The sequence below is a fragment of the Streptomyces sp. Ru62 genome (assembly GCF_002920615.1).
GTDB lineage: Bacteria > Actinomycetota > Actinomycetes > Streptomycetales > Streptomycetaceae > Streptomyces.
The window spans coordinates 14539-30584 of the sequence record NZ_PQSU01000052.1; the positions used below are offsets into that span (position 1 = coordinate 14539).

At 73.3% G+C, this 16046-nt stretch carries 14 protein-coding genes; 12 read left to right on the forward strand and 2 right to left on the reverse strand.

Going from position 1 to position 16046, the window contains the following annotated elements:
* Positions 1-270: 270 nt before the first annotated feature.
* Positions 271-1449 carry an ADP-forming succinate--CoA ligase subunit beta gene (gene sucC, locus C3492_RS40855; protein WP_103817657.1) on the forward strand — a complete coding sequence of 393 codons (1179 nt, stop codon included), beginning with the start codon at positions 271-273 and terminating at the stop codon, positions 1447-1449.
* A 26-nt stretch (positions 1450-1475) separates the two neighbouring features.
* Complete coding sequence (sucD, locus tag C3492_RS40860; RefSeq protein WP_103817658.1) at positions 1476-2360, forward strand: succinate--CoA ligase subunit alpha; 885 nt, start codon at positions 1476-1478, stop codon at positions 2358-2360.
* 75 nt (positions 2361-2435) lie between these two features.
* Here sucD and C3492_RS40865 read toward each other — a convergent pair whose 3' ends face one another.
* Entirely contained in the window at positions 2436-3311 is an 876-nt protein-coding gene (locus C3492_RS40865) for an RNA polymerase subunit sigma-70 (RefSeq protein ID WP_103817659.1), read from the reverse strand.
* 96 nt (positions 3312-3407) lie between these two features.
* On the opposite strand from C3492_RS40865, the gene C3492_RS46745 reads away from it, so the two are divergent.
* Complete coding sequence (locus C3492_RS46745; protein WP_308461184.1) at positions 3408-5603, forward strand: DUF6350 family protein; 2196 nt, start codon at positions 3408-3410, stop codon at positions 5601-5603.
* Positions 5604-5609: 6 nt separating this feature from the next.
* Here C3492_RS46745 and C3492_RS45015 read toward each other — a convergent pair whose 3' ends face one another.
* On the reverse strand, positions 5610-6617 hold the full coding sequence (locus tag C3492_RS45015) for a hypothetical protein (protein WP_181140818.1): 1008 nt from the start codon (positions 6615-6617) through the stop codon (positions 5610-5612).
* A gap of 294 nt (positions 6618-6911) precedes the next feature.
* On the opposite strand from C3492_RS45015, the gene purN reads away from it, so the two are divergent.
* From purN to C3492_RS40930, 9 genes are all read left to right on the forward strand, one after another.
* Positions 6912-7550, forward strand: a complete 639-nt coding sequence (gene purN, locus C3492_RS40890) for a phosphoribosylglycinamide formyltransferase (protein WP_103817660.1) — start codon at positions 6912-6914, stop codon at positions 7548-7550.
* Positions 7547-9109, forward strand: coding sequence for a bifunctional phosphoribosylaminoimidazolecarboxamide formyltransferase/IMP cyclohydrolase (gene purH, locus C3492_RS40895; protein WP_103817661.1), 1563 nt, complete (start codon positions 7547-7549; stop codon positions 9107-9109). The genes purN and purH overlap by 4 nt, the downstream gene beginning before the upstream one ends.
* A 174-nt stretch (positions 9110-9283) precedes the next feature.
* On the forward strand, positions 9284-10225 hold the full coding sequence (locus tag C3492_RS40900) for a 3-oxoacyl-[acyl-carrier-protein] synthase III C-terminal domain-containing protein (RefSeq protein ID WP_103817662.1): 942 nt from the start codon (positions 9284-9286) through the stop codon (positions 10223-10225).
* Positions 10226-10303: 78 nt separating this feature from the next.
* Positions 10304-11704 carry an ATP-grasp domain-containing protein gene (locus C3492_RS40905; RefSeq protein WP_103817663.1) on the forward strand — a complete coding sequence of 467 codons (1401 nt, stop codon included), beginning with the start codon at positions 10304-10306 and terminating at the stop codon, positions 11702-11704.
* A gap of 2 nt (positions 11705-11706) precedes the next feature.
* Positions 11707-12990, forward strand: a complete 1284-nt coding sequence (locus C3492_RS40910; protein ID WP_103817664.1) for a type III PLP-dependent enzyme — start codon at positions 11707-11709, stop codon at positions 12988-12990.
* Between the two features lie 27 nt (positions 12991-13017).
* A complete protein-coding gene (locus tag C3492_RS40915; protein ID WP_103817665.1) occupies positions 13018-13287 on the forward strand; it encodes an acyl carrier protein in 270 nt (89 codons plus the stop codon).
* A gap of 2 nt (positions 13288-13289) precedes the next feature.
* Positions 13290-14168: a hypothetical protein gene (locus C3492_RS40920; protein WP_103817666.1), complete on the forward strand. Its 879-nt coding sequence runs from the start codon at positions 13290-13292 to the stop codon at positions 14166-14168.
* Positions 14169-14175: 7 nt separating this feature from the next.
* Positions 14176-14889, forward strand: coding sequence for a hypothetical protein (locus C3492_RS40925; protein ID WP_103817667.1), 714 nt, complete (start codon positions 14176-14178; stop codon positions 14887-14889).
* Complete coding sequence (locus tag C3492_RS40930; protein WP_103817668.1) at positions 14886-16046, forward strand: acyl-CoA dehydrogenase family protein; 1161 nt, start codon at positions 14886-14888, stop codon at positions 16044-16046. Before C3492_RS40925 ends, C3492_RS40930 begins: the two co-directional genes overlap by 4 nt.

The window sequence follows — 16046 nt, forward strand, 5'->3', positions numbered from 1 at the left end:
CCCAGCCCGGTGAGGCCTCGCACAACGCCCGTACCGCACGCGGAGGCGGCACGCTGTGCCAGCAAAACCGGCATCATGTGACAGGTATCACCGCTCAGGTGTGACCCGCGATTTAGAGGGCCCCCGCAAGCAGCGATAACCTGCGAGACGGACATGCCGCGCGCTCGGACACCGTGTGCGCTTCCCTAGTGACAGCGGACGTCACGTTGCCCTTCGCGGCACGCCCACGCATCCAACGAACCGCGAGATCACTGATAGGGACGGAAGCGCGTGGACCTGTTCGAGTACCAGGCGAGGGACCTCTTCGCCAAGCACGATGTACCGGTGCTGGCCGGTGAAGTCATCGACACGCCTGAGGCGGCGCGCGAGATCACCGAGCGTCTGGGCGGCAAGTCCGTCGTCAAGGCGCAGGTGAAGGTCGGTGGTCGCGGCAAGGCCGGTGGCGTCAAGCTGGCCGCCTCCCCGGACGAGGCCGTCGCCCGCGCGACGGACATCCTCGGCATGGACATCAAGGGCCACACGGTCCACAAGGTCATGATCGCCGAGACCGCTCCGGAGATCGTCGAGGAGTACTACGTCTCCTTCCTCCTCGACCGTGCGAACCGCACCTTCCTCTCCATCGCATCCGTCGAGGGCGGCATGGAGATCGAGGAGGTGGCGGCCACCCGCCCGGAGGCCGTCGCCAAGACCCCGATCGACCCGATCGACGGTGTGGACGAGGCCAAGGCCCGCGAGATCGTCGAGGCCGCCAAGTTCCCGGCCGAGGTCGCGGACAAGGTCGCGAACGTCCTCGTCAAGCTGTGGGACACCTTCATCAAGTCGGACGCCCTCCTCGTCGAGGTCAACCCGCTCGCGAAGGTCGCCTCCGGTGAGGTCATCGCGCTCGACGGCAAGGTGTCGCTCGACGACAACGCCGAGTTCCGTCACCCCGAGTACGAGGCGCTCCACGACAAGGCCGCGGCCAACCCGCTGGAGGCCGCCGCCAAGGAGAAGAACCTCAACTACGTCAAGCTCGACGGCGAGGTCGGCATCATCGGCAACGGCGCCGGTCTCGTCATGAGCACCCTGGACGTCGTCGCGTACGCCGGTGAGAAGCACGGTGGCGTCAAGCCCGCCAACTTCCTGGACATCGGTGGTGGCGCCTCCGCCCAGGTGATGGCGAACGGCCTGGAGATCATCCTGGGTGACCCGGACGTCAAGTCCGTCTTCGTGAACGTCTTCGGTGGCATCACCGCCTGCGACGAGGTCGCCAACGGCATCGTGCAGGCCCTGAAGCTCCTGGAGGACCGCGGCGAGAAGGTCGAGAAGCCGCTCGTCGTCCGCCTCGACGGCAACAACGCCGAGCTGGGCCGGAAGATCCTCACGGACGCCAACCACCCGCTGGTGCAGCGCGTCGACACCATGGACGGCGCGGCCGACAAGGCCGCCGAGCTGGCCGCCGCCAAGTAAGCACGAGGACGAGGACTCAAACCACCATGGCTATCTGGCTCAACAAGGACAGCAAGGTCATCGTCCAGGGCATGACCGGCGCCACCGGCATGAAGCACACCAAGCTCATGCTAGGTGACGGCACGAACGTCGTGGGCGGCGTGAACCCGCGCAAGGCGGGTCAGACCGTGGACTTCGACGGCACCGAGGTACCCGTCTTCGGCACCGTCAAGGAGGCCATCGAGAAGACCGGCGCCAACGTCTCCGTCATCTTCGTGCCGGAGAAGTTCACCAAGGACGCGGTCGTCGAGGCCATCGACGCCGAGATCCCGCTGGCCGTCGTGATCACCGAGGGCATCGCCGTGCACGACACGGCCGCCTTCTGGGCCTACGCCGGCAAGAAGGGCAACAAGACCCGGATCATCGGCCCGAACTGCCCCGGCATCATCACCCCGGGCCAGTCGAACGTCGGCATCATCCCGGGTGACATCACCAAGCCGGGCCGCATCGGCCTGGTGTCGAAGTCCGGCACGCTGACGTACCAGATGATGTACGAGCTGCGCGACATCGGCTTCTCCACCGCTGTCGGCATCGGTGGCGACCCGATCATCGGCACCACGCACATCGACGCCCTGGCCGCGTTCCAGGACGACCCCGACACCGACCTGATCGTGATGATCGGTGAGATCGGTGGCGACGCCGAGGAGCGCGCGGCCGCGTTCATCAAGGAGAACGTGACCAAGCCGGTCGTCGGTTACGTCGCGGGCTTCACCGCGCCCGAGGGCAAGACCATGGGCCACGCCGGCGCCATCGTCTCCGGCTCGTCCGGTACCGCCCAGGCGAAGAAGGAGGCCCTGGAGGCCGCGGGCGTCAAGGTCGGCAAGACCCCGACCGAGACGGCGAAGCTGGCCCGGGAGATCCTCAGCGCCTGACCTCCCCTCTCCACAGTCGGTAGGCCCGTTCCCTCACCGGGGCGGGCCTACCGCCGTTTCCTGGGGCGTCACCGCTCACTTCGGTTCCGGAGCCAGCCTCTCCGGCCCGCTCGCCTCCGACCGGTGGAGCTTCGTCCGCAGTTCCTGCTCGTGCCGGGAGAGCGGGCCCAGCCCGGCCGGTGGGGGAACGCCCTGTACCGCCTGCGCGGGTGCGACCGGGGCCTCGTAGCGCGTCGGTGCGGTGCGGAGCGTGAGCGTGGTCGCGCCGATGATCGTCACGGTGAAGGCGATGGCCGCGCGGGTCCAGAAGACGTTCCGGCGTTCGCTGCCGGTCCGTACCGTCGTCGACTTCTCCGCGCGCAGCCGCTCCCTGGAGGACAGTTCGAGCATGCGGCGGTGCAGCGTTTCCGGATCGGCCAGTTCCGGCAGCAGCGCGGCCACCGCCTCCCGGGCGTGGAGCAGCCGGCTCGCGGCGGCCGGTGTGCTCGACTCCGTCTCCGCCGCCGTCTCCGGCAGGTCGAGGCCCACACCGTCGTACAGCACGAGCGTGCGCCGGTACGACGCCGGCAGCCTGAGCAGGGCGTTCAGCAGGGCCTGGTCGGCCGGGTCGGCGGGCGGGGGTTCCGGGGAGCGGTAGCGGGGGCGGAAGCGGTGCCAGGGGGAGAGCGCGCAGTCGTACGCGACCGCCCGGACCCAGCCGGCCGGGTCACGGTCCCGGGCCACCTCGGGCCAGCGCTGCCAGGCCAGCTGGAAGGCCCGCTCCACGGATTCGCGGGCCAGCTCCCGGCGCCCGGTGAGCAGATAGGTCTGGCGCACGAGGGCGGGCGCGCAGAAGGCGTACAGCGCGTCGAAGGCCTGAGCGGGGGTCAGCGAGGGCGTCTGTTCGGTCGTCAGGCACGTCTGGGGGGGACGGTTCTGAGGGGCCGTCGGCTCGGGACTCAGTGTCGTCACGATGCACCCTTCTGTACGAAAAAGAACATAAACGTATATTGAGCGACACTTCGGAGGTTCGCCTGTTACGACGGGAAAGCGCGTGTCGTTGGGAGCATGGCGAGCGTGATCCAGATGACCGTTCGCCGCTCCTCGATGTCACCCGTGGCCAACCGCATGCGCGACCGCTCACCCGGACTCGGCGCGAGCCTGCTGGGCGGTGCCGTCGCGGCCGGACTGGGCCTCGCCTCGTTCGCCGTGCTCGTGATGATGCTGTGGGTCAGCTCGCCCTACCCGGACAGCGGACCGGACGGCGCACTGCACATCGCCGCCGCCCTGTGGCTGCTGGCGCACGGCGTGGAACTGACCCGCACCGACACGCTCTCCGGCGCGCCCATGCCCGTCGGCGTCACCCCGCTCCTGCTGCTCGCACTGCCGCTGTGGCTGCTGTACCGGGCGGCGCGGGACGCCACCGACGCGCCCGCCGAACCGGACGGCCCGCCACCGGTGCGGGCGCGTACGGCGTGGACGGGCGTGGTCCTCGGCTATCTGGGTGTCGGCGTCGCCGCGGCGCTGTACTGCGCCCGGGGTGAACTGCGCCCGGGGTGGATCTGGGTGACGGTGTGTCTGCCGCTCGTCGCGGCGGGCGCGGCCGGTGCCGGGGTGTGGTCGGCGTACGGCCGTCCGCGCGAGCCCGTGCTGAGCGCGCTGGTGGTGGTGCCGGGACCGGTGCGGCGGCTGGTGTTCGGCACGGACGAGTGGGCGCGGCTGAGCGCGGCCGTACGCGCGGCCGGAGCCGCGACGACGGTGCTGTTCGGGGGCGGCGCCCTGCTGGTCGCGGTGTCACTGGTGTGGCACGGCGAGCCCGCGCGGGCCTCCTTCCTCCAGCTGACACAGGGCTGGACGGGACGGTTCGCCGTACTCCTGCTCGGAATCGCGCTGGTCCCCAACGCGGCCGTCTGGGCCGCCTCGTACGCGCTCGGCCCCGGCTTCCTCCTCGGCGCCGGGCACCTGGTGCACCCGCTCGCCTCCGACCCGGCCCCGCTGCTGCCGCCGTTCCCGCTGCTGGCCGCGGTGCCGGAGCCGGGCGCCGGTACGCCGGAGAACTGGGCGGCGGGGGTGGTGCCGGCCGTGGCCGGGATGACGGCGGGGTGGTTCGTGGCGCGGGCGGCCGTGCGCCGGCCGGAAGCCGGGGGACCGGCGCGGGCCCGCTGGTCGGCCGGCCGTACCGCCGGGGTGGTGCTGCTGACGGCACTGGTCTGCGCGGCGGCCCTCGCCCTGCTCGCCGCGCTGGCGGGCGGCCCCCTGGGCGTCGCCGCGCTGTCCCGCCTCGGCCCGCCGTGGTGGCGGACCGGGGGCGCGGCCGGGGCCTGGACGCTGGTGTTCGCGCTGCCGGTGGCCCTGATCGCCCGCGCCTGGCGGCTGCGCACCTGGCTGCGGCGCCACGACGGCACCCCGGCCGAAGGCTCGGGGCCGGGGGCCACGGCACTGAAGGAGGCACCGGCCGGCAAGGGGGCGGCGACGCCGACGGCCGGAGGGCCGGCGGTCGCGGGGAAGGGCGGTGCCGGGGTGGTGACGCCGGTGGTCGCGGGGAAGGGCGACGGCGCAGTCGTGATGCCGGCGGTCGCGGGGAAGGCGGGGCGGACGGGAGAGGGCGTCGAGGCGGGGGCTGGGGAAGACGCAGGGGTGGCGGGGACCACGGGCCGGGACCCGGGCGGGGCGGCCGGTGAAACCGGGCGCGGCGAGGGCGCGCCGGCCACGGCCGACGGCGGTACCGGGAGCGGGGACCCGGCGGGCAGGCTCAGGGTGTGGGGCCGGGGCAAGGACGGCAGGGCGGGTACGGCCGCTCGGGCGGGGGCGGTGACCGGTGTGACCGGAGCGGAGGAGGAGGACCTGTACGAGGTCCTTCCCGCCGACGACGCGTTCCCGACCTCGTACCCGGCTCCGGTCCCCGCGCCGGTCACGGCTCCGGTCCCCGCGCCGGTTCCGGATCCGGCCGCCGAGCCGTTCGCCGCGGGCTGGCACGACGACGCCGCCCGCGCCTCCCGCTGGGCGGCCTTGAAGCAGGCGGCGGGAACCGGGGAGGACGCCCGGGAGACCTCCCGCGGGAACGGCCCCGAGGGCGCCGCCCCCGACACCGCACCCCGGTCACCCATGGAGCACACCGGGACGCGCCCGGAAGCGCGCCCTGGGACGCAGGTGGAGCCTCAGCCGGAGCCCGACGCCGGCCGGCGCCCTGAGTCCCGCCCCGGCACCGGCCCCGACATCGGCCCGGGCCTCGGCCCCGACCCCCGAGCGGGCTCCTCCGAGTGAGAGCCCTCAGCTGTTCGACGTGCCCAGCACGCCCCGCAGCTCACGCGGCAGCAGGGTGTCGCAGGACTGCTTGGCCTCGTGGGTGAGGGCGTCGTTGACGCAGGTGTAGTAGTCCCGGTAGACGAGCTGGACGGTGAAGGTGGAGGCCACCAGGACCAGCGCCAGGCCCGCTGTGACCAGGCCGCTGACGGCCGCCGTGGTCTGCGGCCGGCCGGCCGGGGCAGCAGGGGCACCCGGGGCGCCGGGGGCCGCCGGGGCGTCCGGGGACGGGCGGCGCGGCTTGGCGCGCAGGGCGCTGATGCCCCAGTACAGGGCGAGCGCGCCCAGCAGCAGGGCTACGTAGGGCCAGCTGAACAGGGCGAAGAAGACCGCCCACATGCCGGAGAGCAGGGCGTACCGCGCGCGGCGCTGGGCCGGGTCCGTCGGGTCCCAGCGCATGCCGGGGCCGCCTGGTCCGCCGGGGCCCTGAGGGTCGCCGCCCGGGCGTTGGCCGAAGCCGTCGGGGGAGCGGCCGGGCTGCCGATCGCTCCACTGACTGCCCCAGGGGGAGTGGCCACCGGGTCCCTGCCCGCCGCCGGGCTGCCCGCCGGGCCCCTGACCCTGCCCCGGTCCGTGGCCGTACCCCGGACCGGGCCCGTGCCCCGGCCCCTGACCGCCCTGGCCCGGGCCCTGGCCGTGACCATGTCCGTGCCCCGTGCCGGAGGGGCCCCCGTGATGACGGGGCCGCCATGGCTGGTCCGGAGCACCCTCCGGCGGTGGCGCGAACGGGTTGTCGTCCTGCCGCCCACCATCCGGCCCGGAGCCACCGTGCCCCGAGCCGCCCCATCCGGGAGCGCCCTGCCCGGAACCACCATGTCCGGAGCCTCCCTGCCCGGCGCCCCCTTGGCCGGAACCACCCCGTGGCGACTTCGCGGGCGGCGAGGTCGGACGCTCCCGCAGCAGTGCGGCGCCACGCTCGCCTCCCTGGGCAGGGCGCGGCGGGAACGTGAGGAGTCGCAGGCTGCGATCGGGCATCAAAAGAGCGTCTTCCCCTAGGTGACTACGGCTGTCCGGATGAGCTTCCACCCCGTGAACGCACCGCACGACGACCCGGTTCCCGAGGCTGCTCCTTCGTGACTCCGTGCGAACGCTACCGTCCGGCCGCCCACCCGTCCCGAGGGCCCCTTCCCGAGTGCCGGTATCGTTGCTGACGGTCGGCCGCTTCGTAGACTTCCCCGTATCCGGGGGCGCGAAGCATTCGTACGACTGTACAAACCGGCCGTACGAAACCGGCCGTACACGGATCGCAACCCCAGAAAGGGCCCCATCGTGGCCGCCACCTCCGCCGGCCCGGCAGTCAAGCGCCTCGTCGTGCTGGTCTCCGGCTCCGGCACCAATCTGCAGGCGCTGCTGGACCAGATCGCCGCCGTCGGCGCCGAGGCGTACGGCGCCCGGGTCGTGGCCGTCGGCGCGGACCGCACCGGCGTCGAGGGGCTGGCCCGCGCCGAGCGCGCCGGCATCCCCACGTTCGTGTGCAGGGTCAAGGACCACGGCTCCCGGGACGAGTGGGACGCCGCCCTCGCCGAGGCGGTGGCCGCCCACCGGCCCGACCTCGTGGTGTCCGCCGGCTTCATGAAGATCGTCGGCAAGGAGTTCCTCGCGCGGTTCGGCGGGCGGTTCGTGAACACGCACCCGGCCCTGCTGCCCAGTTTTCCGGGGGCCCACGGAGTCCGTGACGCGCTCGCGTACGGCGCCAAGGTCACCGGCTGCACCGTCCACTTCGTCGACGACGGCGTCGACACCGGCCCGATCATCGCCCAGGGCGTGGTCGAGGTGCGGGACGAGGACGACGAGAGCGCGCTGCACGAGCGCATCAAGGAAGTCGAGCGAAGGCTGCTCGTCGAGGTCGTGGGGCGGCTCGCCCGCAACGGCTATCGCATCGAGGGACGAAAGGTAGTTATCCAGTGACCGCCGAGAGCAACAAGCGGGCCATCCGTCGCGCGCTCGTCAGCGTCTATGACAAGACCGGCCTGGAGGAGCTGGCCCGCGGGCTGCACGAGGCCGGTGTGGAGCTGGTCTCCACCGGGTCGACGGCCGGGCGGATCGCCGCCGCCGGCGTCCCCGTGACCAAGGTCGAGGAGCTGACCGGCTTCCCGGAGTGCCTGGACGGCCGGGTGAAGACCCTGCACCCGAAGGTGCACGCCGGCATCCTCGCCGACCTGCGGCTGGACAGCCACCGCGAGCAGCTCGCCGAGCTGGGCGTGGAGCCGTTCGACCTGGTCGTCGTCAACCTCTACCCGTTCCGTGAGACGGTCGCCTCCGGTGCCTCGGACGACGAGTGCGTGGAGCAGATCGACATCGGCGGCCCGTCCATGGTCCGCGCCGCCGCCAAGAACCACCCGTCGGTGGCCGTGGTCACCAGCCCGGAGCGGTACGCGGACGTCCTCGCCGCGGTGAAGGACGGCGGCTTCGACCTCGCCGCCCGCAAGCGGCTGGCCGCCGAGGCCTTCCGGCACACGGCCGAGTACGACATCGCCGTGTCCTCCTGGTTCGCCTCCTCCTACGCCCCGGCGGACGACTCGCGGTTCCCGGACTTCATCGCCTCCAGCCTGGAGCGCGCGCACACCCTGCGCTACGGCGAGAACCCGCACCAGCCCGCCGCCCTCTACACCTCCGGCGAGGGCGGGCTCGCGGCGGCCGAGCAGCTGCACGGCAAGGAGATGTCGTACAACAACTACACGGACACGGACGCCGCCCGCCGTGCCGCGTACGACCACGCCGAGCCCTGTGTCGCGATCATCAAGCACGCCAACCCGTGCGGCATCGCCGTCGGCGCGGACGTCGCCGAGGCGCACCGCAAGGCGCACGCCTGTGACCCGCTGTCCGCGTTCGGCGGTGTGATCGCCGTGAACCGGCCGGTCAGCAAGGAGATGGCCGAGCAGGTCGCGGAGATCTTCACCGAGGTCATCGTGGCGCCGGACTACGAGGAGGGCGCGCTGGAGGCCCTCACCAAGAAGAAGAACATCCGCGTGCTGCGCTGCCCCGACGGCCCGGCGCACCCGGTCGAGGTCAAGCCGATCGACGGCGGCGCGCTGCTGCAGGTCGCCGACCGGCTCCAGGCCGAGGGCGACGACCCGGCCCACTGGACGCTGGCCTCGGGTGAGGCCCTGGACGCGGACGAGCTGGCCCAGCTCGCCTTCGCCTGGAAGGCGTGCCGCGCGGTGAAGTCCAACGCGATCCTGCTGGCCAAGGACGGCGCCTCGGTCGGCGTCGGCATGGGCCAGGTCAACCGCGTCGACTCCTGCAAGCTGGCCGTCGAGCGGGCCGGCGAGGAGCGGGCCCGGGGTGCCTACGCGGCCTCCGACGCCTTCTTCCCCTTCCCGGACGGCCCCCAGATCCTCATCGACGCCGGTGTCCGGGCGATCGTCCAGCCGGGCGGTTCGATCCGGGACGAGCAGGTCGTGGAGGCCGCCAAGAAGGCGGGCGTGACGATGTACTTCACCGGGACGCGCCACTTCTTCCACTGAGCCGCACCGGTTCTTCCACTGAGCCGCACCCGCTGACCCCGCCGAGTCCCGCCCCGTCCTCGACGGGCGGGACTCGGCCGTATCCGGACCTCACCCGTCCGGAAGCGCCCCTTGCCGGCCGCCCGCGACAACGGTCAGCAATGTTTCAGTCCATCGTCAGCGGTGGACGCGAGGGTGGTGGGCATGACGTCGATCGTGGCAGTCTCCAGCGCCCTCCCCGACACCATCCCGATCGCCCGGTTCCACCGCGAACTCGGGCTGACGGACGTCCAGTTGCGGCGCTACCAGCGCTTCTACGGGCTGTCGGACGTGTGCCGCGACCCGGAGGCCGACGAGACGCGGCTGCTGCTGCGCGCCGTGGCCAAACTCGCGGAGCTGCGCGGGCAGGAGGAGCGGGTCAGGTACGTGCTCCAGGCCCGCACCATGCCCGCCCCGCTGCCGTACCCGCTGACCTCGCTCGGCCCGGTCCAGGACGAACTGGGGCTGCGCCACGCCACCGCGTTCGTCGTCTCCCAGCACGCCTGCGCCTCCGGCCTGCTCGCCGTCGACCTGGCCGGCACCCTGCTCGCCGCCGACCCCGACCCGGACGCCCTCGCCCTCGTCCTGACCGGGGAGAAGGCCGGCACCGGCCACAACCAGTCCATCCCCGACGTCACCGTCATGGGCGAGGGCACCGCCGCGCTGCTGATCAGCGCCGACCGCACCGGGCGCAACCGGATGCTCGGCTACGCCGCCCGCACCCACAGCCGGTTCGGCACCGAGTTCATCATGGGCGCCGAGGCCGCCGCCGACTTCCAGGACCGGTACGGGCCCGGCCTGTGCGAGGTCATCGCGGCGGCCCTGGAGGAGGCCGGCTGCACCCTCGACGAGCTGGCCCTCGTCCTGCCGCACAACGTCAACCGGCTGTCCTGGATCGGCGTGTGCCGCACCCTCGGACTGCCCCTGGAGCGGGTCTTCCTCGACCTGGTGCCGCACACCGGGCACTGCTTCTGCGCCGATCCCTTCATCAACCTGCAGAGAGCCACCGAGGTCGGCCGGCTGCGTCCCGGCGACCGCTATCTGATGACCAGTGTCGGCCTGGGCGCGACCTTCGCCGCCATGGTCTTCGAGCACTGAGCCCGCGAGCCCGCGCCGAACCCGGTGCGCCCGCGGCCCCGCCGGCCGCCGCGCACCCGAGAGATTCAAGAGGTCGACATGCAATCACCGTCCCCCGGTTTCACCGGCCGGCTCAAGCGCGCCGTCACCGGTGACGCGGGCACCCCGCTGGTGTTCTTCGGCAACTTCGAGGTGGAGAACCAGTGGGCCCTGGGCGAGCCCGCCCTGCCCCGGGTCGCCGCGCACGCGGGCAGCGCCGTCGTCAACCGCATGGACGAGTTCGCGCTGCTGCTCGGCGGCAAGGACGACCACGTGGTGCTGAAGACCGCCGTGGAGGACGGTTACCGCGCCTACCTGGAGGGGCTCGGCCTCGCCCTGCCCACCGTGCACGTGGTCGCCGGGCAGGAACCCCGGCGCACGGTCAGCGAGGACACCCTCGCCGACCCGGACCTGCTGCGCACCCTGACCGCGCTCGCCGCCGACGGCGCCCGGCTGACCGCCCACGGCATCTCCACGGTGGAGGAGGAGCTGTCCGAGCGGACCGGGCTGCGGCTCGCGGCCCCGCCCGCCGGCCGCTGCAAGCACGTCAACAGCAAGGTCTACAGCCGCCGGCTCGCCGACGAGCTGGGCATCCGGCAGGCGCGCGGCTGGGCCTGCGAGACCCTGGAGGAGCTGGCGGCGGCGGTCGCCGCGGCCGGCGAACTGCTCGCCGCCGGGCACCGGGTCGTGGTCAAGGACGCGTTCGGGGTGTCCGGCAAGGGCATCGTCGTGGTCGACAACGAGCGGACGCTGGCGCGGCTGCACCGCATGGCCGCCGCCCAGGCCGAGCGCACGGCACGGGCCGCCGGCACCGCCGTGCGCACCGCGCTGGTCATCGAGGAGTGGGTGGCCAAGCGGGCCGACCTCAACTACCAGTTCACCGTGGACCGCGACGGCGGTGTGCACTTCGACTTCGTCAAGGAACTGCTCACCGAGGGCGGGGTCCACAAGGGCCACCGCATGCCCGCGCGGCTCACCGGGCCGCAGGTGGCGCAGATCCGCGAGACCGCCCACCGGCTGGGCGAACGCCTTGCCGCGGACGGCTACTTCGGGGTCGTCGGCGTCGACGCGATGGTCGACCCGGACGAGGGCCTCTACCCCGTGGTGGAGATCAACGCCCGGAACAACATGTCCACCTACCAGGCCGTGGTGCACGAGGTCCTGGCCGGACCCGACGACATCGCCGTCGCCCGCCACTTCACCGTGCGCCCGCACCGCCAGCTGCCCTTCGAAGAACTGCGCGAGCTGCTCGGACCGACGCTGCTCACCGAGCCCGGCGCACACCCGCACGGCCTGTTCGTCAACAACTACGCCACCGTCAACGCCGCGGCCGCCGACGCCGGCGGGAACGGCTTCGAGGGACGGCTGTACGGCGTGCTCCTCGCCTCCTCCGACACGGAGATCCAGGCCCTCGACACGGACATCACCCGCCGCCTCGCGGCCCTGACGGAACGGAGCTGACCATGAGCGACGCCTTCGAGGTGCAGGGCCTGAGCGTCAGCCGGCTCGCCGAGGAGTTCGGCACCCCGCTGTACGTGTACGACGGTGAGGAGATCACCGGCCGCTTCCGGGACCTGCGCACGCGCCTGCACCCCGCCCTGGAGGTCTTCTACTCCCTGAAGGCCAACCCCAACATCTCCGTGTGCGCCCTGCTGCACCGCAGCGGCGCCCGCGCCGAGGTGTCCTCGCTCACCGAGCTGGTCACCGCCCGGCGCGCAGGGGTGGACCCGCACGACATCATCTTCCTCGGCCCCGGCAAGAGCGCCGCCGAGCTGGCCGCCTGCCTGGACGCGGACATCCACGCCATCGTCTGCGAGAACCTGGACGAACTCGCGCTCCTCGACCGGGCGGCCCGCGAGCGGGGTGTCACCGCGCGGGTGATGCTGCGCGTCAACCCGGCCTTCTCCGTGAAGGGTTCGGGCCTGACGATGGGCGGCAAACCCCGCCAGTTCGGCATGGACGAGGAGCAGCTGCTCGCCGCCGGCCCCGGCCTCGCCGCCCGGTACGACGCCGTACGCCTCATGGGCGTCCAGGCGTACCTGGGCACACGCATCCTCGGCGAGGACATCGTCGTGGACAACACCCGGCGCATCCTCGACCTCGCCGAGCGGCTCGCGGAGCGGATCGGCTTCCCGCTGGAGACCGTCGACATCGGCGGCGGCCTCGGCATCGCCTACTTCGACAACGAGAAGGACCTGGACGTCGCCGAGCTGACCACCCGGCTCAACCCGGTCGTGGAGGCCTTCCGCACCCGGCACCCCGACACCCGCATGATCATGGAGCTGGGCCGGTTCCTGGTCGCCGCGTCCGGCACCTACGTCACCCGGGTCCGCTACACGAAGACCTCGATGGGCGAGAACTTCGCGGTCACCGACGGCGGCACCAACCACCACATGGCGGCGGTCGGCATCGGCTCGTACGTCAAGCGCAACTTCCCGATGGCCGCGCTGGAACGGCTGGACGAGCAGCCCACCGAGCCGTGGAACATCACCGGGCCGCTGTGCACCCCGAACGACGTCATCGGCAAGAAGGTGCCGATGCCGCCGCTGCGCGCCGGCGACCTGGTCGGCGTGCAGCGCTCCGGCGCCTACGGCCCGACCGCCTCGCCGGTGCACTTCCTCAGCCACGGCTACCCGGCCGAGGTCCTCGTCCTGGACGGGACCGCCCACCTGATCCGGGAACGCGACGACAGCGAGGCGATGCTCGCCCGCCAGCGGCTGTACGACGCCGGTCCCGGTGCCCACTGAACTCCCCACCACCACAAGGAGAACGACATGACCGAGAACACCCTCACCGAGCGCGGCCGCTACCTGGACGCCGTCCGGCAGGGCCTGACCGAGGTGCTGAACAAGGACGTCACCGGGGCCGAGGAGGGCGTCCGGCTCTTCGACGAGCTGGGCCTGGACTCCAGCAGCGCGCTCGAACTGCTCATCACCATCGAGGAGATCCTCGACACGCAGTTCGACGCCGAGGAACTGGAGATGACGCACTTCGAGACGGTCGGTTCGCTCGCCGACTTCGTGGCGGCGGAAGCGGGCGCCTGAGCATGTTCCGCGCGACCGCGCCGGTACGGCCCGCGGCCCCGGCGGCCGGCGCCGTGGGCGGTGTGCCCCGGCTGCTGCGGGCCGGCCGGCACACGCCGGCCGGGCCCGGCACGCCGTACGTCCCGGCCGCCGACCGGGAGGAGTTCTTCCGGCAGCTCGGCGCCCCGCACGGGGTGCCGTTCGACCGCGCCGGGTTCGCCGCCGCTCCCCGCCGCACCTCCGTGGAGCTGGCCCGGGGCGCGCTCGCCGCACTGGGTCCGCTGTCCGCCGAGGAGGCACCCGAGGTGGCCGTGGTGGCCTCGGCCGCCCCCGACTTCGAGCACGCCGAGCTGGTCGGGTCCTGTGTGCAGGGCATGCTGCCCGGCGAGCCGCTGACGTTCGGCGTGTCCGACCAGGGCATGCTGGCACCCTTCAGCGCGCTGCGGGTGGCGCTGGAGTACGCCCGGCGCCTCGGCTCGCGGCGGCTGCTGGTGCTGGCCGTCGACCAGAGCAGCCAGCCGTTCGCCCTGCCGGCGGAGCATCCCGCGGCGGTCCGCGTGGACGTGGCGGTGGCGCTGCTCTTCGAGTGGGGCGGCGGCGCGGACCCGGTGCACGGCACGGGGCAGCGGCCCTGGCCGGCGCCCGGGCCCGCGGTGCCGTGGGACGCGGAGCTGCCGCTGGTGGCGGGCGCCGGGGTGCGCACCGCCGTGCCCGGGGTGTGGCCCTGGGCGACCTGGGCCGGCACCGGGCAGCCGGCCACGGCGGTGTGGTCGGCGCTGGCCGGCCTCGCGGGTGGCGGCCCGGCCCGGGTGGTCGTGGCCGAGCACGATCCGCAACGCGCGGTGCTGGCGCACTGCACGCTCGACCTCGGGATGCCGGGGCGGACGACGACGGGGGAGTGAGACGACGATGACGGTTCCGCCCGAGGTGCGGGAGCACGGCGAGCAGGCCCGGACGAGCGCGCGCACGGACGGCCTGGTCCCCGCGCTGACCCTGCTGGTCCGCGCCCTGTCCCCGAAGGCGCCGCCCCGGGGCCCGCGCGGCCACGCGGTCCTGCCGAAGGAACTCCTGGAGGAGTTCGCGGCGGAGGAGGCGGCCACGCGTGAGGCACCCGGTGCGCCTGGCACGGAGGGTGTGGAGGACGCCGGCCCGCTCCCGGGGCTGGCCGTGCTGCGCCCCGTGCCCGGAGAGACTTCCGAACCCGCCCCGCCCGCGTGGGGATGGGCCCTGGCCTGGCTGCGGCTCGGCATGTCCGAACGGCTGCGGGACGCCTGCCTGGCCCACCTGGCGGCGCGGCAGAGCGAGGGCACCTCGCTGCTGTTGCAGCAGATGGTGAAGGGCACGCTCGCCGACGTCCTGCTGGAACACCTGGAGATCGAGGGCGTTCTCGACGACCTCAGCACCGGCCGGGCCGGACCCCTCGGACCGCTGTGGCCCGCCGACGACGAGCGGCACCTCGCCGGTCTCCAGGAGCAGATCACCCGGGTCGACCGCGCGCTGCTGCGGCTGCTCGGCGCCCACGGCTTCACCACCGAGGGCCCGGGCGCAGCCGCCCACGCCTCCGAACTGCTCGCCGACGCCTACGGCACGGCCGGACCCGGCACCGCACGGGAGGACGCGTGATCAGCCTGCCCGCCTCGCTGGCCACGGCACACCGGGAGGTGAGCCGGTGGGCCGACGACCTCCGGCAGGGCGCCCTGGAGCTGGACCGGGACCCGGACGCCATCCACCGCCACCTGGACCTGCCCGCCGTACGGTTCCTCGCCGGCCATCAGGTGCCGGCCGACTGGGACCGGGAGAGCGCGGCCCCCGGAAGCGGGCCCGCGCACGGACTGGCCACCCTGGAGCGGGTGCTGGTGAGCGAGGAACTCGCCCGCGGCGACGCCGGGATGATGCTGGCGTCGCCGGGTGCGTCGATGTGCGGGGTGCTGCTCGGCGTGCTGGGCTCCCCCGAGCAGCGCGTGTGGGTCCACGGCCGGCTCGCCGAGCGGCCCCGCTGGACCTGCTTCGCGCTGACCGAGCCCGAACGCGGCTCGGCCATCGGTGAGATGGCGAGCACCCTCACCCCGGTGGGCGACGGCTCGTACGTCCTGGACGGCGAGAAGCGCTACGTCGGCAACGCCGCCCGCGCCGACCTGGGCGCCGTCTTCGCCCGGGTCGCGGGCACCGAGCGGCTGGGCGTGCTGGCGGTGCTGGTCGACACCTCCGACCCCGGTTTCCACGCCGAGCCGCTGCCCACGGTCGGGCTGCGCGGCGCCCAGCTCACCCGGATCCGGCTCGACGGGGTGCGGGTGCCGGCCGAGCGGGTGCTGGGCACGCATCTGCCGCCGACCCGGCGCGGCATGTGGAGCATCGTGCACGTCTTCAACCGGCTCCGGCCGAGCGTCGCCGCCATCGCCCTGGGCATCGCGCGGGCCGCCCACGACTACGTCGGCGAGCACCGGCAGTCGTTGCGCGGCCCGGAGCGGGAGGCGTACGAGGAGCTGGGCCGGCGGATCGACGCGGCGCGGTCGCTGACCTACCGGGCGGCCCTCGCGGTGGACCGCAGGCCCGCCGCCGGCCATCTGGCGTCGGCGGCGAAGGCCAGGGCCTGCGAGGTCGCCGAGGAGGTGACGCTGCGCGCCCTGGGCTTCTTCGGCCCCGGTGCCCGCATCGACCATCCGCTGCTCGACAAATGGGCCCGGGACGCCCGGGGCGTGGAGTTCATGGAAGGCACCCGGAACATCCAGAAACTCAACCTGTTCCAGGGGCTCCACACCGGAAAGGTGGGCCGGAACTGA